General features: G+C 60.1%; 17 protein-coding genes. 9 read left to right on the forward strand and 8 right to left on the reverse strand.

The genetic code is table 11. From position 1 onward, the window contains the following. The first annotated feature begins 40 nt into the window (after positions 1-40). The gene (locus ADG881_RS12880) at positions 41-2,173 is read left to right on the forward strand and encodes a TonB-dependent siderophore receptor (protein WP_007149832.1); all 2,133 of its coding nucleotides are present in this window, start codon (positions 41-43) and stop codon (positions 2,171-2,173) included. Positions 2,174-2,239: 66 nt separating this feature from the next. On the opposite strand, the gene ADG881_RS17815 is transcribed toward ADG881_RS12880, so the two are convergent. Both ADG881_RS17815 and hemB read right to left on the reverse strand, forming a co-directional pair. Beyond that, positions 2,240-2,368 (reverse strand): hypothetical protein, encoded by a 129-nt coding sequence (locus ADG881_RS17815; protein WP_255343071.1) that lies wholly within the window; start codon positions 2,366-2,368, stop codon positions 2,240-2,242. Between the two features lie 140 nt (positions 2,369-2,508). Continuing rightward, complete coding sequence (gene hemB, locus ADG881_RS12885) at positions 2,509-3,513, reverse strand: porphobilinogen synthase (protein WP_039926769.1); 1,005 nt, start codon at positions 3,511-3,513, stop codon at positions 2,509-2,511. 95 nt (positions 3,514-3,608) lie between these two features. Between hemB and ADG881_RS12890 the strand changes: the two genes are divergently transcribed. From ADG881_RS12890 to ADG881_RS12900, 3 genes are all read left to right on the forward strand, one after another. Further along, positions 3,609-4,031, forward strand: a complete 423-nt coding sequence (locus ADG881_RS12890) for a VOC family protein (RefSeq protein WP_007150820.1) — start codon at positions 3,609-3,611, stop codon at positions 4,029-4,031. A gap of 3 nt (positions 4,032-4,034) precedes the next feature. Further along, on the forward strand, positions 4,035-4,532 hold the full coding sequence (gene greB / locus ADG881_RS12895) for a transcription elongation factor GreB (RefSeq protein ID WP_007149558.1): 498 nt from the start codon (positions 4,035-4,037) through the stop codon (positions 4,530-4,532). A 101-nt stretch (positions 4,533-4,633) separates the two neighbouring features. Continuing rightward, positions 4,634-5,266, forward strand: coding sequence for a DUF502 domain-containing protein (locus tag ADG881_RS12900; protein WP_007149539.1), 633 nt, complete (start codon positions 4,634-4,636; stop codon positions 5,264-5,266). A 183-nt stretch (positions 5,267-5,449) separates the two neighbouring features. Here ADG881_RS12900 and ADG881_RS12905 read toward each other — a convergent pair whose 3' ends face one another. The 4 genes from ADG881_RS12905 to fadI all read right to left on the reverse strand — a co-directional run bounded on the left by ADG881_RS12905 (position 5,450) and on the right by fadI (position 11,428). Then, positions 5,450-6,682 (reverse strand): alpha/beta hydrolase, encoded by a 1,233-nt coding sequence (locus ADG881_RS12905; protein WP_007148350.1) that lies wholly within the window; start codon positions 6,680-6,682, stop codon positions 5,450-5,452. A 96-nt stretch (positions 6,683-6,778) separates the two neighbouring features. Beyond that, entirely contained in the window at positions 6,779-7,669 is an 891-nt protein-coding gene (locus ADG881_RS12910) for an alpha/beta hydrolase (RefSeq protein ID WP_007150531.1), read from the reverse strand. A 107-nt stretch (positions 7,670-7,776) separates the two neighbouring features. After that, positions 7,777-10,071 (reverse strand): acyl-CoA dehydrogenase, encoded by a 2,295-nt coding sequence (locus tag ADG881_RS12915; RefSeq protein ID WP_007150179.1) that lies wholly within the window; start codon positions 10,069-10,071, stop codon positions 7,777-7,779. A gap of 55 nt (positions 10,072-10,126) precedes the next feature. Next, on the reverse strand, positions 10,127-11,428 hold the full coding sequence (gene fadI / locus ADG881_RS12920) for an acetyl-CoA C-acyltransferase FadI (RefSeq protein ID WP_039926772.1): 1,302 nt from the start codon (positions 11,426-11,428) through the stop codon (positions 10,127-10,129). 311 nt (positions 11,429-11,739) lie between these two features. Between fadI and ADG881_RS12925 the strand changes: the two genes are divergently transcribed. Both ADG881_RS12925 and ADG881_RS12930 read left to right on the forward strand, forming a co-directional pair. Next, positions 11,740-12,243 carry a TetR/AcrR family transcriptional regulator gene (locus ADG881_RS12925; protein ID WP_007150717.1) on the forward strand — a complete coding sequence of 168 codons (504 nt, stop codon included), beginning with the start codon at positions 11,740-11,742 and terminating at the stop codon, positions 12,241-12,243. Positions 12,244-12,382: 139 nt separating this feature from the next. Then, entirely contained in the window at positions 12,383-13,300 is a 918-nt protein-coding gene (locus ADG881_RS12930) for an alpha/beta fold hydrolase (protein ID WP_007148804.1), read from the forward strand. Positions 13,301-13,407: 107 nt separating this feature from the next. Here the strand turns inward: ADG881_RS12930 and epmA are convergent, their stop codons facing one another. Next, positions 13,408-14,343, reverse strand: a complete 936-nt coding sequence (gene epmA, locus ADG881_RS12935; RefSeq protein ID WP_007149793.1) for an EF-P lysine aminoacylase EpmA — start codon at positions 14,341-14,343, stop codon at positions 13,408-13,410. Positions 14,344-14,345: 2 nt separating this feature from the next. Beyond that, positions 14,346-14,915, reverse strand: coding sequence for an elongation factor P (efp, locus tag ADG881_RS12940; protein WP_007150421.1), 570 nt, complete (start codon positions 14,913-14,915; stop codon positions 14,346-14,348). Between the two features lie 301 nt (positions 14,916-15,216). Between efp and epmB the strand changes: the two genes are divergently transcribed. From epmB to ADG881_RS12955, 3 genes are all read left to right on the forward strand, one after another. Then, positions 15,217-16,245, forward strand: coding sequence for an EF-P beta-lysylation protein EpmB (epmB, locus tag ADG881_RS12945; RefSeq protein WP_232211726.1), 1,029 nt, complete (start codon positions 15,217-15,219; stop codon positions 16,243-16,245). A 155-nt stretch (positions 16,246-16,400) separates the two neighbouring features. Further along, positions 16,401-18,161 carry a hypothetical protein gene (locus ADG881_RS12950; RefSeq protein WP_007150068.1) on the forward strand — a complete coding sequence of 587 codons (1,761 nt, stop codon included), beginning with the start codon at positions 16,401-16,403 and terminating at the stop codon, positions 18,159-18,161. Between the two features lie 255 nt (positions 18,162-18,416). After that, the gene (locus tag ADG881_RS12955; protein WP_156790418.1) at positions 18,417-20,504 is read left to right on the forward strand and encodes an EAL domain-containing protein; all 2,088 of its coding nucleotides are present in this window, start codon (positions 18,417-18,419) and stop codon (positions 20,502-20,504) included. The last annotated feature ends 45 nt before the right edge of the window (positions 20,505-20,549 follow it).

The raw sequence follows: 20,549 nt of genomic DNA on the forward strand, positions 1-20,549 counted from the left end.
TGCGAATCATTATTGTTCGCTTTATACTTGGAGTTTGCCGATGGTTTGCCAATACCGCGCGATTTGGGGCGCGCCGCTGGTGGGAGCGTGCCTGCTTTCACTGTTCCCTCTGGCCGTACAGGCTGAAGAAACCTCTGAAGCCAATGTGATTCCTGCGGTGGAGGTGAATGCCGATGTTCGGGAAGGCGAGGGTTATATTACCGAGGGAAAAACGGCGACGGCTGGAAAGCTGGATGTGGCAGTAGAGAAGACCCCGTATGCCATTACCGTAGTGAATGAAGAATTCATCAAGGATACCGGGGCCAAGAACATTCAGGATGCCCTGGTTTATTCTTCCGGCGTTTATTCTGGCGCGTTCGGGTTTGATACCCGTGGTGACTTTGTGAAAGTGCGTGGTCTCGACGCTTCCTTCTACAAGGATGGGCTGCGCTCCCTGTACGGCAGCTACAACAGCGTGCGTCCGAACATTTATGCACTGGAGCAAGTGGAAGTCCTGAAAGGACCGTCTTCTGTTTTGTATGGGCAAGCGGAGTTGGGGGGGATTGTGAATACGGTCTCCAAGCTGCCAAAGGCCCAGCAGCAGGGCGAAATCTGGGCTCAGGTGGGCTCCTATGACCGAAAGCAATTGGCGGCAGACGTCACCGGGCCCATGTCAGAAGATGGCAAGTTGCTGTACCGGATGGTGGCGCTGAAACGGGAGAGCGGCACCCAGGTTGATTACGTGGATGATAATGGTTTCCTGTTTGCGCCTTCCTTTACCTGGCTGCCCACTGACAACACAACCATCTCCTTGCTCATCAATACCCAGGAAAACAACGGCGGGATCTCTGCCCAATTCCTGCCCGCAGAGGGGACGCTATTACCGGGCGTCAAAGGGGATATTCCAGTGAGCACCTTTGTGGGTGAGCCAAGCTGGGACCGTTATGATCGCAGGCTGAATGAAGCGACCCTGTTTGTAGATCAACGCCTGAATGACCATTGGAACATGGCACTGACCGCCCGCCATTCCAGTTCTGAGACCGAAACCCGTGAACACTGGGCGGCTATCGGGGCCGGGGTTGCCAGTGATGGGACAACGAATCGGACCATACACATGGCGGACCGGGAAACCAGTATCAGCAACTTTGATGCTCGCATGGAAGGCAACTTCGGTTTTGCCGGCACTTACCACAATCTCGCGATTGGGGTGGATTACCAGGATGCGCTCTGGGAAGAAGGTAACTATGAATCTACCCTAGGCTCGCCAATCAACATTTATGATCCTGTGTACGGCAACGTGGACTATAGTGCACTGACACCCGAAGACCGCAATGACAACGCCATTCGTCAAACCGGCGTGTACCTGATTGACCATATGGAGATTGGTAATGTGGTGGTATCCGGTGCTTTGCGCCACGACGAATCTACCAACAAGGTCTACGTGGTTAATGGCAACAATACTGAAAGCGATGACAGTGAAACCACCGGTCGTCTTGGCTTGATGTACCAGTTCGATTTCGGCCTCTCTCCCTATGTGAGTTATTCCGAAGCCTTTGTGCCGAATCTTGGTGTGAATTCGAATACGCAGTCCGGGTTGGAAGCCACTACTGGCGAGCAGCAAGAGGCCGGTTTCAAATACCTCAACGACTCGGGTGACCTTTCTGTCACTGCAGCCTATTTCTATATTGAAGAAACCAACCGTGTGGTACAGGGAAGCAGCCCCAACACCGTTGACCAGGTCGGCGCTAAATCCGAGGGTTGGGAAATGGAAGTGAAGAAGCGCCTGGGGAACCTTGAGCTGCTGGCCAGTTACACTGACCAGCGTGTGGTGGATGATCAATCTGGTGAGCGCCTGCCGTACCTTGCCGACCGCCTGGCGTCTGCCTGGGGCAAGTACGAACTGGAAAATGGTCTGCGCTTTGGTGCCGGTGTGCGTTATGTCGGTGACAATGTGGGCTTTGACTATGTGGGGTCAACGGATGGTGTTGGTGCGAATCCGAAGGTGCCCTCTGTCACTCTTTACGACGCGATGCTTGGTTACGCTGTCAGCGATTGGGACTTCAGCCTTAACGTGCGCAACCTGACTGACAAGGAATACGTTTCCTGGTGTCGTGGCCAGTTGGGTCCCACCGTGTTTGATTGCGGTTATGGTGAAACCCGTAGTGTTACCGCTGATGCTCGCTACCGCTTCTGATCAGAGCGTGAACATAAAAAAACCGGCGCTTGCGCCGGTTTTTTTGTGTCTGCTTATCGGCTTTCTTCAGCCCTGAAAAATCCAGGATTGCTGCACGATATCCAGTTGTTCCATTTCTTCCGCAGTGGGTGCGCGGGCATCGGCGATGGCCACGGCAGACACAGCAAGACCCAGTACCAGCATCAGGGTACGCATAATAGTTACTCCTCGGGCCAGAGACCCAATATAAGAACAGAATCAGCAAAAGCGCGAGGAGTGTAGCGGCACGGAAGAAAATGGCATTGGCCGGGCAGGCCAAGGGTGCCTGCCCGGCTGGTCAGTTTATGAGCAGGCGGTCAGCCTTTCAGTTTGATGGCAGCGGCCTTGGCGAAATAGGTAAGGATGCCATCGGCCCCAGCCCGCTTGAAGGCCAGCAGGGATTCCAGCATCACCTTGTCCTGGTCCAGCCAGCCGTTCTGGAAGGCGGCCATGTGCATGGCGTATTCGCCGCTCACCTGATAGGCGTATACGGGGACCTTGAATTCGTCCTTCACCCGGCGGACCACATCCAGGTAGGGCATGCCCGGTTTTACCATCACCACGTCGGCACCTTCCGCCAGGTCCAGGGCGATCTCGTGGAGCGCCTCGTCGGAATTGGCCGGGTCCATCTGGTAGGTGGTCTTGTCCGCCTTGCCCAGGTTGCCTGCGGAGCCGACGGCATCGCGGAAAGGACCGTAGTAGGCGCTGGCGTACTTGGCGGAGTAGGCCATGATGCGGGTGTGGATATGACCGTGATTTTCCAGCGCTTCCCGGATAGCGCCGATGCGACCGTCCATCATGTCCGATGGGGCGACCATGTCGGCGCCGGCGTCGGCATGGGACAGGGCCTGTTTGACCAGCGCATCCACGGTGACATCGTTGAGCACATAGCCGCTGTCATCAATGATGCCGTCCTGGCCATGGGTGGTGAACGGGTCCAGCGCGCCATCGGTGATAACCCCCATTTCCGGCACGGCCGCCTTGATGGCGCGCACGGCACGCTGGGCCAACCCATCCGGATTCCAGGCTTCGCGGCCGTCCAGGGTTTTCACGTCGGCCGGGGTGACCGGAAACAGGGCCATGGCGGGGATGCCCAGCTCGGCCAGTTCGCGGGCTTCTTCCACCAGCAAGTCGATACTTTTGCGTTCCACACCGGGCATGGAGGGCACAGCTTCGGTCTGGTTGCTGCCTTCCAGCACAAAGACCGGGTAGATCAGGTCGTCCACGGTGAGAGTGTGCTCGCGCATCAGCCGACGGGAGAAGTCATCGCGACGCATGCGGCGCATACGAGTGGCGGGCCAGGGTGCGCGGGAGACAGACATGGGGAGGAATCCTCTAGTAACATGGGGCCCGGTGCAGGTGCTGCAGTAAGTCTGCATCAGACTGAATGACGAGAGTTTAGCAAGAGCGGTAGACGATGGAAAAACAACCGGCCTTTCATCTGGCCTTTTTGGTAAGCGACCTGGAAGAGGCAGCCGATTTTTACTGTGGTGTCATTGGGGGTCGCCGTGGCCGTGATGCGGCCAACTGGATCGATATTGACCTGCATGGCCATCAGCTTTCCCTGCATAAGGGCGATAATCTGACGCCGATACAGGGCTACAGTGAGGTGGATGGCCATCCGGTGCCCATGCCGCATTTTGGCGTGGTGCTGGATTTTGCTACCTGGGAGCAACTGGTGGAGCGGATTTACGAGCACGACTGGCCGTTTCTGCTTAAACCCCGCGAACGGTTTGTGGGGCAGCCGGCAGAGCAGGGCACCTTTTTCGTTCAGGACCCCACGGGCAATACGCTGGAGTTCAAGGGGCTGCGCGAGCTGCACCGGATCTTCGAGGTATAACCCATGGGCCGCTGGCGACCAAAGGGCACTCCCGCCTCCAAGTACATCACCGTCGAGGGCTACCATAAGCTCAACGATGAGCTGCAGTACCTGTGGAAGGAAAAGCGTCCGGTTGTTACCCAGGCGGTGCAGGAAGCGGCAGCCCAGGGCGACCGCTCGGAAAACGCGGAATACATCTACGGCAAGAAACAGCTGCGGGAGATCGACCGGCGCGTGCGCTTTCTCAGCAAGCGTCTGGACGACATGACGGTGGTGGATCGGGTGCCGGAAGACCAGAGCCGGATCTTCTTTGGCGCCTGGGTGGAACTGGAAACCGAAGATGGCGGCACCGAAACCTATCGATTGGTGGGGCCGGATGAAACCGATGCGGGGCGCGGTTATATCAGTATTGATGCGCCGCTGGCACGAGCCTTGCTCAAGAAACAGGTGGATGATGAGGTGGCGGTGCGAACCCCGGCGGGAGAGCGTTGTCTGTTTATCAACCGCATCTGGTATGAGTGATGCAGCACGCGACTTGCTCCACGCAACACACTCCACGCGACACGTATAAAACACCGGTTTTTTAGCGTGTTGCGTCATTTTATTTATTTAGGGGAAAATCGATGAACGGCTCCAGTCGCATCTGGTTCTTTATCCGCAAGTCGTTGCTGGGTGGGCTGACTATTCTGTTGCCCATCTCCATCATCGTGTTCTTCTTTAAATGGATTTATCAGACGGTCACCGAGCTGATTGCGCCGTTTACGTCGGTGTTTATCAACGCCTTCGGGTTGCCCAAGTTCGTGGCGGACTGGTTGTCGGTGCTGGCGGTGCTGGTGCTGTGTTTTCTGGTGGGCACCCTGGTGGCCACGCGCCTGGGCAGTTGGGCCTGGCAGCAATGGGAAGAGCATGTCATGACGCGCCTGCCGGGTTACACCACGGTCCGTGAAGTGATTGCCCAGCTGATGGGGAGTAGCGCCGACAGCCCGTTCAGCCGCGGTGAAGTGGCACGAGTGTGGCTATATGGCCGGGAGACGGATGTGTCGGTGACCGCACTGGTCACGTCCCGCCACGCGGATGGCCATGTCACCGTTTTTGTACCCACTGGCCCCAATCCTACCAGTGGATTTATCTACCATCTGGATGCGTCCCTGGTGGAGCTGCACCCGGAAATCGGGGTGGAGAGCATGATGAAAACGGTGGTCTCCTGCGGGGCGGGTACGGCTGCGTTGTTCAGGGCCGACAAGCAGGGAGGCTGATCAGTCCCACTACTAAGCCGCTGTAGGCGTTCCCTTCCAGGGGACGAACCTCGCGCAGCGAGCCGACCGGAGGGAGACTTTTCTTTTGAGACCTGTCGAGCCCGGAAATGCCTTATCGCCCTTCGGTCGATTCCGTGCTACGCACGGTTCGTCCCCTGGAAGGGAACTCCTACAGGGGGGCGCCTACGCGCTCAATCTCACCTTTTGTTCCGCCAGCGCGCCTTTCATAAAGTCCCGCATGGCTTTCAGGTATAGCCCCTGATCCAGATGCAGCAGGTGGTTGCCCGGGAACCAGTGCACATCGCAGTTATTCCAGTGTTGGCGCAGCAGGTGGCTGTGCTTGGGTGGGGCGAAGCGGTCGCCGGCGCCGCCGATGATCATGCGCCCGCTTTGCGGCACCTGGCAGGGCCAGGTTAGCGGCGAATGCAGCGCGGTAATTTCGCGAAGGCCGGCGGTGTTGGTGTCGTAAACCCGGTTCAGCAGCTTTACCTGCTGGCTGATCGGGAACCAGCTTTTCATCAGGTCGATCACGCTCACCAGCGGCACATTGGGAATCGCAAAGGCCAGGTCCTTTTCCAGCGCGGCCAACAGCCCGGTGGTGTAACCCCCCAGAGAAATGCCAGTGGCGCCGATGGCCGGTGAGCCCTGCTCGCGCAGCATCTGCATGAACAGGCGCAGGTCATGAATGGCGTGGGCAAAGGTTTCGTTGAGCGTGGCCATGCCCTGGCTGAAAAATTCGGCGCCGCTGAATGGCGCGAAACGGCTCTTGCGCCGGCCGTGGAAGGGCAGGGTGTAAAGCAACACATCGAAGCCCTGTTTATAGAACCAGGGCAGTGCCAGCCAGCGGGTATTCAGCCAATACGGGTCGGCCACGAATCCGTGAATCATCACCAGAGTGGGGCGCGGGCCGTCGTGGTGGCGCCAGTGTTGCGCCCAGGCGGTGCCGTTGCGGGTGTGATTCAGGTAGCGATCTTTCAGGGCAGGATTTTTCGGTGTGAACGGCGACGCAAAATGCAGGGTATGGGCGTCGCCATCCTCGGGCTGAAAGTGGTAGCTGGAGACCGGGGTGCGTTTGATGTCCACCTGCGCGGTGGGCGGAGTGAAGAACGCATTGGGGTCGCCGGCCTCCAGAAAGGGCCGGTAGAAGTCCGCCAGTTCCCGTTCTTGACGCTGCCGGGCGGCGTTCAGGGTGGCGGGTAGCGACGCCGCGCCGGCCATGCACGCCAGACCAGTGCGGGCCAGGGTATCCACGGCGGCAGTACTGCTGATGCGCCAGCTGGTGTCACTGTCGGCGAGGAAGTGATCCGGCATGGCGTGAAAGTCGGACGGCAGTGTCTGCCACCAGGGCTGGCTGAGGGCGGGCAGGTCTTCGTTGCAGTAATCGTCCGGGTGTATACGGGGCAGTAATTCGCTCATGCCGCCTCCTTTGGGTGAACCCCAGTAAAGAATGTCGGGTGCGGGCCGGCAATGACCGAAATGCCCAACACTGAATGCCTGACGTAAAGCCCGCGTCTATGCGTCCTTGATAAAGGCGACAACCCGCTTCAGGTCTTTGTTCGCTTCCGGGAGGAACGGCACCATGATGGGCCACACATGGAATACGCCGGGGCGTTCAATCCATTCCACTCTAACGCCGGCCTGTTCGGCTGCGCGTCGTACCCGTTTGCCATCGGCGTACAGCACTTCATCGGTGCTGGCGGTAATGAGTAGCGGGCAGATGCCGGTGTAGTCGCCCAGGCAGGGGGATGCGTAAGGGTGGCTGCGGTCGTCCGGGTTGGGGATATAGATATCGATAACGGTGCGGATAATGTCGGCAGACAGCATGGCATCGCTGGGGTCCAGCGCATCCAGGATCTTGTCGTCCGGGAAGGCGTTGCTGCCGGGGGAAAAGGTCACGGCACAACGGGGTTGTTCCAGCCCCTTGTCGCGGATGTGCAGCAGGGTAGCCAGGGTCAGTCCGCCGCCGGCGGAGTCGCCGGCAATGACGATGTCCTGCGGTTTTTTGCCCAGGCTTAACAGATATTCGTAGGCTTCCATTACCCGGTTCACTGCGGCCGGGTAAGGGTGTTCAGGGGCGAACGGATACACCGGCAGGAATACCTCGGCGTTCAATTTTTTGGCCAGCCGCCCGGCCAGGTTGTGGTAGGTCTTGGTGATGCCACCGATATAGGCGCCGCCGTGAATGTACAGCACCGTCATCGAGGGTTGCTTTACGCTGATGCGGTCGCCGGTAAAGGCGGGCTGCTGCACGCGGCTGAGTGTCACGCCACGGGGCAGCAGGGTCAGCACGGGGGTGTCGTTGAAGACCTTGCGCAGGTGACGGACCAGTTGCTGTTCGTTAAGGCCGGAGCGCTTGATGGTGCGCCGGGTGACGGCTTTGATAAGGCGGGCCTGGAGGCTCATAGGACTGTCCGTGATTTTGTTGTTGTGCCGCCCAACCATAATCGGTCAGGCGGCATGTGGGCAGGGTTGATCGGGCCAGTCGGGGCTGGCCCGTAGGGGCGGGGCGGTTACTCGCCGGAGGCTTTGGCCAGCTCCGCGGGTGACGGCTGCTGCAGGCCGCCATCACCGGTGGCGCTCATGGCGGGGATGCCGCCGGCGCCGTAGTACTCGTCCTTGGTGAACACGTCCACTTCGATGGCCAGCAGGCAGGCCTCGGTGGCAGCATTCAGGGTGGCCAGTTCCGCATCGGAAATCACGCCCTGTTCAGCAGCCTGGGGAGCCATGGCTTCCACTTTGCCTTTGCCCAGTTTGCGAGCTTTCTGTGCGGCTCGAATCTTGGCGCGTACCGGCTCGGCTTCGGTGGTCAGGCGGAAGGCCTTGAGCAGGCGGCCGAGCCCTTCGTCGCTTTCTTCCGGCATGTAGTTGCCGCCGACCAGACGCTTGTACTGGTCGCCATAGCTTTGCAGGGCCAGTGCGGCCTGGTGGCTGAGCTGGTCATTGGGCAGCTTGGCCAGCGGGTTCAGACCCAGGCCAATACGGCCAACGGTTTTCAGAATCACGCCCACTGGGCCGCCAAAGTTCTCGTAGATGCCTTCGAAGGCCTGCTGGATCTGGGTCAGGCCGTATTCACCGGCGTATTGCACCAGCGCCAGGTCTTCCGCCTTGCGGCCTTCTGCTTCATAGCGACGCAGGGCGGAGGTGGTGATGTACAACCAGGCAACGACATCGGCATAACGGCCGGTCAGGTTGCCGCGGGCTTTCAGCTTGCCGCCCACGAAGAACATGGCCAGGTTGGTAAGCAGGCCGAAGCGGGTAGCGGCCCAGCCCAAGCGGCGGTAAATGCTCTTGGTCTTGGGCGCCACGTTGGGCACTTTCACGGTGAAGAAACCGCGGGTCACGCCGCGCACCAGGCTCATCACGAAGCCCAGCAGGAACTGGACCATCCAGCCGGTCAGGTTCTTGCGGAAGGCGCTCACATCATTGTCTTCCACTGCCTGCACCACGTTGTAGGCGTAGGGGTGGCAGCGGGTGGCGCCCTGACCGAAGATCATCAGGGTGCGGGTCATGATGTTGGCCCCTTCCACGGTGACGCTCACCGGGGCGGAATTGTAGAGGCGGCCCATGGTGTTGTTGGGGCCCTGCATGACGCCATAGCCGGCGGTCACGTCCATGGCATCGGTGCCGGTATCGCGGCCCATTTCGGTGGAGTAGGCCTTCATGATGGCGGAGGTCACCGGCGGCTGGATGCCTTTATCCACGGCGGAACAGCCAAACACGCGGGCGGCATCAAAGGCGTAGGTCATGCCCGCGGCCTTGCCGATTTTGTGCTCCACCCCTTCCATGCGACCCACCGGGATGCCGAACTGCTGGCGCACCATGGAATAAGCGCCGGCGATCATGGCGCCGTGGCGAATGCCGCAGATACCGGTGGCAGGGAGGGACACCATGCGTCCGCCAGCCAGGGCTTCCATCAGCATCTTCCAGCCCATGCCGGTGTACTCTTCGCCGCCCAGGACATTGCTGGCGGGAACGATCACGTCGCGGCCGACGATCGGGCCGTTGGGGAAATGTTCGCCGATAGGCTGGTGATGGTCGCCGATGTGCAGGCCGTCGAGACCTTTTTCCAGCAATACCACAGTGATGCCGGCATCTTCACCTTTACCCAGCAGGTTTTCCGGGTCGTGCAGACGTACCGCCAGGGAGATCAGATTGGAGACCGGCGCCAGGGTGATGTAGCGCTTGCGGAAGTTGAGCTTGAATTTGATCTCGCCGTCGCTGTCCTTGAACACTTCGCCTTCCGCCTTGATGGAGGCGGCGTCGGAACCGGCGGTGGGTTCGGTCAAACCAAAGCAGGGAATGAATTCGCCGTTGGCCAGTTTCGGCAGGTAATACTGCTTCTGTTCATCGGTGCCGTAGTGGCCCAGCAGCTCCGCCGCACCCAGTGAGTTGGGAATCACCACCATGGCGCTGAGCAGGCCGGAGTGGGAGCTGACCTTGGCCATGATGCAGGACTTGGCCTGGGTGGACATGGGGTTGCCGCCGTATTCCTTGGCGATCTGCATGCCGAAGAAACCGTTTTCGGCCATGAAGGTGAACAGTTCGTCTGGCAGTTTGCGGGTGCGCGACAGGGTGTAGCTGTCGGCCATTTTCAGCAACTCTTCCACCGGGCCATCGATATAGGCCTGCTCGTGTTCAGGCAGCTGGTCGTAGTTTTCCGCGAGGATTTTTTCAAAATCCACTTTGCCGCCGAAGAATTGGCCGTCGATCCAGACGTCACCGGCTTCCAGTGCCTGGCGCTCGGTGTCGGAAATTTGTGGCAGGATCTTGTTATCCCGCATCCAGTTCATCAGTAGGTTAAACATGTCGTCTTCCTGTGGGTTGGGTGTCGCGCCGGATGCCCGGCGCGATTAACGCGGGTTATTCGGTTTCCAGCACCATGGCGGCACCGATGCCGCCGGCGGCACAGGCGGTGGTCAGGGCCAGCCCGCCGCCGCGGTGTTGCAACTCGTGCAGTGCCTGGCTGATCACGCGGGCGCCGGTGGCGCCGAAGGGGTGGCCGTAGGCAATGGAGCCGCCGTTCACGTTGAGCTTGCTGCGGTCGACTTCGCCAAGGGCGGCGAGGCCGGTCTGGCTGCGCACATAGTCGTCATCGGCCAGCCCGCGCAGGTTGCAGGCCACCTGGCCGGCAAAGGCTTCGTGCATGTCCACCAGGGTCAGGTCGCTGAGCGCCAGCCCGGCCCGGGCCATGGCGGCGGGGGCGGCCAGCACCGGGCCCATGAGCAGGTCATCCTGGGGTGTGCGTGCCGCGAAGGCGTAGGAGCGGATATAGCCCAGCGGGGTGTAACCCAGGGCGGCAGCTTTCTTCTCGCTCATCATCAACAGGGCGCCGGCGCCGTCGGTGAGCGGGCTGCTGTTGCCAGCGGTGACCGAACCGGTCTCACGGTCGAACACCGGCTTGAGTTTGCTGTAGCCCTCGCGCTCGGACTGTTTGCGCACCAGGTTGTCGTCCTTGAGGGTGTTGCCGTTGGGGAGATGGGCGGTCATTACCTGACGGTCCAGACGGCCTTCGGCCCAGGCGCGGGCGGCGTTGCTGTGGGAAGCATGGGCCAGATCATCCTGCTCCTGACGGCTGACGCCCCACTTCTTCACCATTTTCTCGGTGCTCTCACCCATGGTTTCGCCCACCGAGTATTCGGTGATGGACGGCGCCTGGGGCAGCAGGTCGCGGGCCTTGAGCTGGCTGAGCAGTTTGATGCGCTCTTTCAGGGTTTTGGCAAAGCTCACATCGCGCAGCACCGCGCTCAGTTCCGATGACAGCGGCACCCGGGCGCTGCTGGTGGAATCGGTGCCACCGGCAATGGCCATGTCGGTGTAACCGGCAACGATGTTGTCGGCCACGCTGGCGGTGGTCTGGAAGCTGGTGGCACAGGCGCGGGTGATGGAGTAGGCATCTACCGTGTCCATGCCCAGCGCCAGGGCAATTTCGCGGGCAATGAAGGGGGCCTCGGGAATCATCACCGTCATCCCGAACACCAGCTGCTCGATCTCATGCTGGCTGAGATTGTTGCGCGCCATCAGCTCCTTGACGGCCATGGCGCCCAGATCAATGGCGTTCAGATCCCGGTAATGGGTGGCGATGCGGGCAAAGGGGGTGCGCAGGCCATCGACGATGGCGACGCGGCCGCCCCGGCCGGCCAGCTTCATTTTGCGAACAGGCATTGCAGACTCCTTGCAGGGTGCCGGTCACAGTGTAATTTTTCTTACACTTAATGTGACATTGGTTGGTGACAAAGTGAGTCGAGCCTAGAAGGGTCGGAGTAGTGAGTCAATTGCGCTGGAGACACTGTCCGACACGAGTGTAATATTGATTACACTTTGAGGTGTTTTGAATGTGACAAGGTGAGGGGAAGCAAACGAAATGGGAATGCAGCGCCACGCCGGGCCTTTTCCGGCAACCCGGCAGGACCCGGCTGTTCGCGAGCGTATCGAGTGGGCGGCAGTGCAGGTTTTCGCAGATTCGGAGTTCCACCATGTCACCTTGCAGCAGATCGCCCGGGCAGCGAGTTGCAGCCTGCAAACAATACGGCGATGACGGCCAGGGCAGCAAGGAGGCCTTGTTGAGTGCCTGCCTGCATCACGGGCTGGGGCAATTGGCTGAGCGGATGCTGGACCATCTCGCCGGCATCGATACCTTTCGCGACCGACTCAGCAAGGTGTTCTGGGTGGTGCTGGATTTCTTTGATCGCAACCCGCAAATGGGGCGGATGATGATCAACTCGGTGTACCCGGGACGCTGGGGGAGTGACAGCACGCCGGGCCAGCAGCGGCTCACCGAGCTGTTTCTCAGTGTGCTGCATGAAGGGCAGGACCAGGGCATTCTCAATGACCAGGTGGCGACCCCGATCCTGCTGGATTTTTTCTATGGGGTCTTGCTGCGTATTTCCCAGATGCACCTATTACGTGGCCGGCCGGGTCGCCTGGCAGACCAGCACGGTGTGCTGTTCGATATGCTGTGGCGTGCGATTACCGTTTGAGCGGCCGAACAGGCCAATCGCCGCGCAATTGCCGTGCTGGCGCTTGAGGTTTGTGTCGCCCTTTTCTATGTTGGTTCATTGGCAGTGACTTCCTCGCGGCACTGCACCACAAGAACAGGCCAGCACAAAGGGTACGCATATGCAGTCAGGCACGGTCGCCAGTAACGGAATCGAGCTTTTTTATGAGAGTCGTGGCCCGGAAAACGGGGAGCCTATCGTGTTCGTCATGGGGCTGTCGGCGCAGATGGTGTTCTGGCCGGATACGTTGCTGGATGCATTGGCGGACAAGGGGTATCGGGTCATTCGGTTTGATAACCGGGATGTGGGTAAATCCACCCGGATTCGCAAACCCATCAATCAGGGGCCGATAGCCGCGATCCTGCGCAGCATGGTGGGCCTGTCAGTGGAAAGCCCCTATACCCTGCACGATATGGTGGCCGATACGGTCGGCCTGCTGGATGCTCTGAACATTGAGCGGGCGCATTTTGTTGGGGCTTCCATGGGCGGGATGATCAGTCAGTTGATGGCAGGCACTCACCCGGAGCGGGTGCTGTCGCTTACCTCGATCATGTCCAGTAACAATAGCCCGCTGTTGCCCCCGCCGAAACCGGCGGCGCTGAAAACCCTGGTGGCGCCGCGGGTGAAAGTGGAAACAGAAGAGCAGTTCGTGGCGTTTGGTCTGGAGATGATGGCCAAGTTGGGCGGCACCTTGCCGCAGGGCCAGGATGAGCTGGCCGCCATGTATCGGGCGTCCTGGGCGCGAGGCATCAACCCGCGTGGCATCCGCAACCAGTTCCTGGCCATCATGGCCACCGGTTCGCTGACCAAAACCCTGAAAAAGATCCAGTGCCCAACCACGGTGATCCATGGCGGTGCTGACCCGTTGATTCGCCCCGCCGGCGGCAAGGCCTCTGCCCGTGCCATCCGTGGTGCCAAGCTGGCGATCATTCCCGGCATGGGCCACGATTTCCCTCCGTCGGTGATTGATCGTATTGGCGAGCTGATTGCGGAAACTGTCGGGCGCGCCAATTCAGTGGCGCAGACGGCGGTGGCTTGAGGGCAATTGACCGTTCGCGGGAGCGGGCTGTTGATGCTGAGATGAAAAAGGTCGCATCCGGAAATCGGGTGCGGCCTTTTTTGTGGGCAGCGGTGCGTCCTGGTGGGTCAGGCTCTGGACCAGGGGAAAGCGATGACGTCGTCGATCCTGCCGGTGCCCTGTTGTGCCATAAGCAGTCGCTCCATCCCCACGGCCACGCCGCTGCAGGCGGGCAGGCCGGCGTCCATGGCGTCCAGTAAAAAAGGGTCGGCGGCCATGGGGCTCAATCCATGCGCGTTACGCAGGGTATTGTCCTGTTCGAATCGCCGGCGCTGCTCTTTCGGGTCGGTGAGTTCCTGATAACCGTTGGCCAGCTCCAGGCCGCGGTAATAAATCTCGAAGCGGCGGGCGACGGTGGTGCCGTCTTCATCTTTACGGGTTTGCGCCAGGGCGGCGGCCCAGCCGGGGAAGTTGGTAACCACGGACAGTTGTTCGGCGGGGAGTGCGGCTTCCACCTCGGTGGCCATCAGGTAGTCCACCGCAGCGGTTTTGTCCAGGCCTTCGGGGGCGCCACAGGATTCGGCGTGGGTGATCAGGTCGGAATCATGGGCGGTGAGTGGGTCCAGGCCCGTGACGTCCCTGAACAGACCCCGGAAGCGGTAGGTCTTTGACTGAGCGCTCGGAAAGAGGGCGGCAAATAAGGCCAGACATTCCTGGATCAGATCATCCAGTGCAAACCCGGGCCGGTACCATTCCAGCATGGTGAATTCCGGGTTGTGCCGTCCCCCGGCCTCGCCATCCCGGAATGCCTTGCAGACCTGATAGATGGGCCCGCTACCGGCGGCCAGCAGTCGTTTCATGTGGTATTCGGGGGAGCTTTGCAGGTAGCCGTAACCGGGCACCGGGATGCACTGAATATGCAAGTCGCTGACGCCATAACGGGCCAGTTGCGGGGTGTCCACTTCCAGCACGTTGCGGTCATCAAAAAAGGCGCGCACTGTGCGTAGCAGCTCAGCGCGCGCCTTGATGGCCTCGAGAGAGGCGGTGGGTTGCCAGTCGCTCACGGCTACTGTTTGATGCGACCCACGTAATCGCCGGTCCGGGTGTCCACTTTGACGATTTCACCGGTCTGCACGAACAGGGGCACGCGCACCACTGCGCCGGTGCTCAGGGTGGCGGGTTTGCCGCCGGTGCCGGCGGTGTCGCCTTTCAGGCCCGGGTCGGTTTCGGTGATTTCCAGCTCAACGAAGTTCGGTGGGCTCACGGACAGTGGCTCACCGTTGTAGAGCGTGACCTCACAGATGTCTTCTTCCTTGAGCCACTGTTTGGCGTCGCCCACAGCCGTTTCGTCGGCCTGCTTCTGTTCGAAGGAGGTCTGGTCCATAAAGTGCCAGAATTCACCGTCGTTGAAGATGTACTGCATGGAAACGTCCATCACATCGGCGCCTTCCAGGGAGTCGCCGGACTTGAAGGTGCGCTCCCAGACCTTGCCGTTACGCAGGTTGCGCAGCTTTACGCGGCTGAATGCCTGGCCCTTGCCCGGCTTCACGAATTCGTTTTCGATGATGGAGCAGGGGTCGCCATCGAGCATCACTTTCAAGCCAGACTTGAATTCGCTGGTAGAATAGTTGGCCATAAAACACGTCCACAGGGTTGATGTATGCCGTTACAAAGGTTGATAGGGTCTGTTGATGCTTCATCTGCATCTCTGTTGTGCCTGCAAGCCCGCCAATCTAGGCGCAAGGAGAGATGTTTGGTTGCTTCAAATGAAGGACTTGTAACGACTTGTAACGACGAGTGGTGGGCTTGCAGGCACAACCCGCAGGGCTGGGCCCTTTTTTTCGCCCAGCCGTGTTGTCGGTCGCTGACATAAGAATGACTATGCTGCACTCCCTCCGCCTTGCCGGGCAAAAAAATGAACTCCAGCAGAGGCGCAGATGAAACATCAACAGACCCTCATGATAACGCAGGAAGCGGCCGGTTGGGAGTTGCCGGACTGGCAGCGCCAGCAGGCCGACCTGATTACCGACCCGGCGGAACTGTTTTCGCAGCTGGCACTGACCCCGCAGGACTTGCCCGCCAGTCTGGCGGCGGCTGGAGATTTCCCCTTGCGGGTGCCGCGTCGTTACGTGGACCTGATGGAGCGGGGCAATCCGGATGATCCGCTGTTGCGGCAGGTGCTCAGTGCGCCGGAGGAGCGCCAGGTGCATCAGGGGTACAGTGCGGACCCGCTGGATGAAGCGGACCACACGGCCGTTCCGGGCTTGTTGCACAAGTACCACGGCCGGGCGTTGTTGGTGGTCACTGGCGCCTGTGCGGTGCATTGCCGCTACTGCTTCCGGCGGCATTTTCCCTATCAGACGCACCTGAGCGGCAAGCGCTGGGAGCAGGCGCTGGAATGGCTGGCGGCACGCCCGGATATTCATGAGGTGATTCTCAGTGGCGGCGACCCGCTGACGTTGACCAATCGACGTCTTGAGCAGCTGCTGGATGCATTGGCGGCGATTCCGCACCTGCGCCGGCTGCGCATTCACAGCCGCACACCGGTGGTGATTCCCGAGCGACTGGATGCGGGTCTGAAAGCACTGTTGACCCGTGATCGCTGGCAAACCGTGCTGGTGTTGCATGCCAACCATCCCCGTGAAATCAGCCCGGCGCTGGTAGCGCGTTGCCGTGATTGGCGCAGTGCCGGTATGACTCTGCTAAACCAGAGTGTGCTGCTGGCCGGGGTAAATGACAGGGTGGATACACTGGCGGATTTGTCCGATGCCCTTTTTGACGCGGGAGTGCTGCCTTATTACCTGCACCAGCTGGACGCGGTGCAGGGGGCTGCCCATTTTGCCGTTCCCGATGTGATTGCCCGGGAGCTGCACGCGGACTTGCGTGCCCGCCTGCCCGGTTTTCTGGTGCCAAGGCTCACGCGGGAAGAGCCAGGAGAGCCCGCTAAAACGGTGCTAGCCGGTTAGCGGCGCAGACCGCAAGCCCTTTCTGGGGAATGTGGCACAGCGTTTACAGAATTGTAGCGGTATCGTAAAGTCGTGTGACACAGGACGCATTAAAAACAAGAACTAATACAAAATAACTAGGTAGCCTGGATGCCGCCAAGATAAGGATTATCTTCATGGAGCAACCAGCCCAGACGGTGCGATTGAAACTGCCCGAGCAGGATCTGCCGCACCTGACACTTGGCGCTGATCAGCCGAAGAAGCTGGAGCAGTGGGTGGAGTCTCTCCCGATCATGAATATGGGAGAAACGGCCCGCCAGTTGTATCAGTTCATTCAGGAACTGAACCGGTTGCAGATTGATTCCAAACTCCGCTTTCAGTTACTGGAAGTTGTGCGCCCGTCTATTCTTCATGTCAGTGAATCCCTGCAGAAACACTATCTGAATCAGTCACTGGTGCTGCCGGAAAAGGCGCGCCGGGTGGCCAGTCTTGCCCAGGCGCTGCAGGGGCATCTGGCCAACGGCTACAAGTTGGTGGCGGTGCGCGGCATCCGCAAGGTTAAGGACAAGGCTGTTCGGCGTGCGGTGACAACGGCAATCCACCGGGCGGTGACGGCATTGGGCGATACCCTGCTGCGCTGCTATCAGCTCTATTTTCCCAGCCCCCGCCATTTATGGCTGGAGCTGCATCAGCTGTTCCTTCTGGCTGAATTACACGGCATTAGCGGTACGGCCGTTGAGGATGGCGATGGCGAAAGCAGCATCCAGTCCGCCTATGCCCGCTGCCTGTTACTGGCCACGGCGAAACCCAACCAGCTTCGTCAGCAGGAGCTGGCCGGTATCTACAAGGCGGCGTTCAGCTGGGCGTCCCTGATTGAAATCAGCACCGCCAGCGATGACGACGATCTGTTCGTCTTTGACCTGCAGGCGGACCGGCCTCCGATTTACCGAACCCACGCGTCCCAGGCATCGGAAAGCTGGCGCTATATTGATTCCTCCCGTCTGGTCGAGGCCATTACTGCCTGGATGCGTGCGCCCGGCGAGAGCCCCCTGCACGTGCCGAAAAGCCTGGATGAGAGTTTGCTGTCGCACCTGCAGCAAGTGTGGGGGGCGCTGACCGAGCGGGCATTCAAGCGGATGCCGGAAAGTGGCGAGATTGAGCTGTGCTTTGGCCTGGTGGGGGTGCATTACTTCCTGTCCGGCAAGGTGGCTTTCGAAACCATGGTGGAGCGGGGCAGCCTGTCTGTGCTGGGGGCCGAAGACGAGAACAATCCGTTCCTGGTGAACATCAAGAAGAGCAACCAGCAGAAGCAGCGCAGCGCTGACCCCTGGGCGACGGCCTATCAATCTGATTATGCCGGCGAGACCATTGAAATGGGCGCGCCGGGCAGCCAGCGCTCGGAAGCCGCTCTGCCGGTGAGCTATCACTGCCAGAAAGTCAACGCGAGCCCGGGCGGGTATTGCCTGTCGTGGCAGGGCAATACGCCGAGCCTGATGCGCACGGGGGAATTGCTGGCCCTGCGTGATCACCCCGATAGTCAGTGGTCCCTGGCGGTGGTGCGCTGGGTGACGCAATTACCCAACCACGGTGCCCGCTTCGGTGTGGAGTTGCTGGCGCCGGGTGGGCGCCCGGTGGCTGCACGGGCCCTGCGCAAGCAAGGGGTGGACAGTGATTTCATGCGCGGCGTGGTGTTGCCCGAGCTGGCCGCGGTGGGACAGCCGGCCACCCTGTTGTTGCCCACAGTGGGCTTCAATGAAGGGGTGAAGGTGGAGCTGGTGGAAGCCGGCGAGCCGCGCCGGGTGCAATTGTTGCGCCGCACCCAGGGGGCGTCCGGGTTCAGCCAGTATCCGTTTCGGGATATGGCCACGCCGGCACCGACCAAACCCCCGGAAGACGGGGACGATGATGCGCTGGATTCGATCTGGTCCAGCCTGTAACGGTTGATGACGCGTCGGAAAAATGTCATTTGCGATTCGCCGTTCACAGGCTGTTGCTGGACGGCCTGTTAAAATAACAATAAGTACCGTTGCGGCGAGGATGCCGCAAAACGTATGTGTCTCCATTTTGCCGTAACTTATCATTAGGCGTCTGCCAGCTGTGTATTGGCTGCAGGCCGGTGTTTTCGCCGCATTGCCTTTGATGGTTGCCAAGACAGGGTAGTCAGGCACAATGGTGGGCCGTAAGAAAAGTGCATGAGTCTTCGCCCCATGAGTTACGCCCTCGATAATTTACGTCTTCTGATCGCCCATGATTCCCAGGATGAGGCCGAGCAGCTGATGAACGCCCTGCGCAATGCCGGTCGTGCGACCCGTGCGCAACTGGCGCTGGGTGAGGATGATCTGTTGCGGGCATTGAAAGGTGGCGCCTGGGAGCTGATGTTGTGTCGCCCGACATTCGGCGACAGCAGCTTTGAAAGCGTCATGTCGCACCTCAATCGCCTCGGCAAGGCGATCCCGGTGATTCTTCTCGAAGACAATTTCACCCCCGATACCATCAAGGCTGGCATGTCGCTGGGCGCCCGGGGCGTCGTGCCCAACGATGACCGCGACCTGCTCTCCCTGATGGTCGACCGGGTCATCGAATTTCTGCGCTTGCGCAAGGAGCTGCAGCACTCCGAAATCGTCCGCCATGATGCAGAGAAGCGCCTCTCTCTGCTGATGGACCAGAGCCGTGACGCGATTGCCTATGTGCTGGATGGCATGCACATCCACGCCAATGACAACTACGTGGAAATGTTCGGCTACGAAAGCGCCGATGATCTGGCCGGGGTGCCGATCATGGATATGGTATCGGCTTCGGATCATGCCAAGCTGAAGCAGTTGCTGCGCAGCCGTGCGCAGGATGAAAGCCAGACCCACGAACTGGAATGCAAGGGCGTGAACACCGAGGGTGGCGAGTTCGATGCCACCTTCACCTTTTCGGCCAGCACCTACGATGGCGAAGCCTGCACCCAGATCGTGATCCGCGCTGCCGGCGTGGATGAAAGCGAAATGGCCGAGCGGCTTCAGGAGATGAGCCAGAAAGATCAGGTGACAGGGCTATTCAGCCGCAGCTGGTTCATGGACCGTGTGGACGAAAGTGTGGCCCAGGCCGCCAATGAGGGGCGCCTGTCCACCGTGCTGTATCTGCGTCTGGATGACTTTGAGCACCATCAGTCCGGCCTGGGGCTTGATGGTGCGGATGACATTCTGAAAAGCGTGGCCGAATGGCTGCGTGCCGAGGTGGGAGAGGCCCATCTGGCCAGGGTGGATGGCGAGGATTTTGCCGTTCTGCAGCCGGTAGCCGATATGGATGAGGCGGCCGAACTGGCAGAAACCCTGCGGGCCGGCATTGAAACCCTGATGCCGGAAGTGGCCGCCAAGACCGTGCACGTCACCGCCAGTGTGGGGGTGTCGTTTGTGCGCGAAGATGCCCGTAGCAGCCAGGAAACCCTCACCACCGCGTTGAAATGTTGCAACCAGGCCCAGCGGGAAAATGCCGGCAAGGGCAATGCGGTGAAAGTGCATGATCCCATGGATGATGTGGCTGCCGGGTCGTCTGAAGCGGTGGCCATGCAAGTTCGCCAGGCGCTGGAACAGGGTGCGTTCAGCTTGCGGTATCAGCCGTTGATGAGCCTGGAAGACGAAGCGGAGCATGCCTTTGAAGTGTTCGTGAACCTGCCCCAGAAACAAGGGGAGGCCATGGAGGCAAAAGAATTCATGTCGGTGGCGGCGGACCAGGGTCTGGTGGGCAAGATTGACCGCTGGGTGGTCCTCAATGCCATGCGCGCGGCAGCAGCCTTCAGTGAGCCGGTCAGCCTGGTGCTGAATCTCAATGGTGCGTCCCTGGCGGATCCGTCCTTGGCCGACTGGCTGGGCAAGGCCATGCGGGCTGCCAAGATGGACGGATCACGGGTCACCTTCCAGTTCAGTGAAGGTGATGCCGCCACCTACCTGAAGCAGGCCGGTGCCTTTGCCGAGAAGGTGAAAGCGCTGGGGTGTGGCATTTCCATCAGCCGTTTCGGCGGTGGGCTGGATCCGTTCAAGTTGTTCCAGCATATCCCGGCCACCATGGTGAAGTTCGAAGGCTCCTTCACCCAGGAGCTGTCCAAGGCCGAAGGCCGGGAGCGCCTCACGTCGATCATCAAGCAGGTGAAAGAAGGCAACCGCAAAACGGTGGTGGGCTTTGTGGAATCTGCGGCACAGATGCAGGCGCTATGGACCCTGGGAGGCGTGGATTATCTGCAGGGGTACTACCTGCAGGCACCGATGGACAAGCTGGAAATTCCGGACGCAGCGTAGTTTGTTAGTTCGCAGTTGACAGTTGACAGCGTCGCGTTTCAGATT

It is taken from the genome of Alcanivorax sp. DG881 (assembly GCF_000155615.1).
Lineage (GTDB): Bacteria > Pseudomonadota > Gammaproteobacteria > Pseudomonadales > Alcanivoracaceae > Alcanivorax.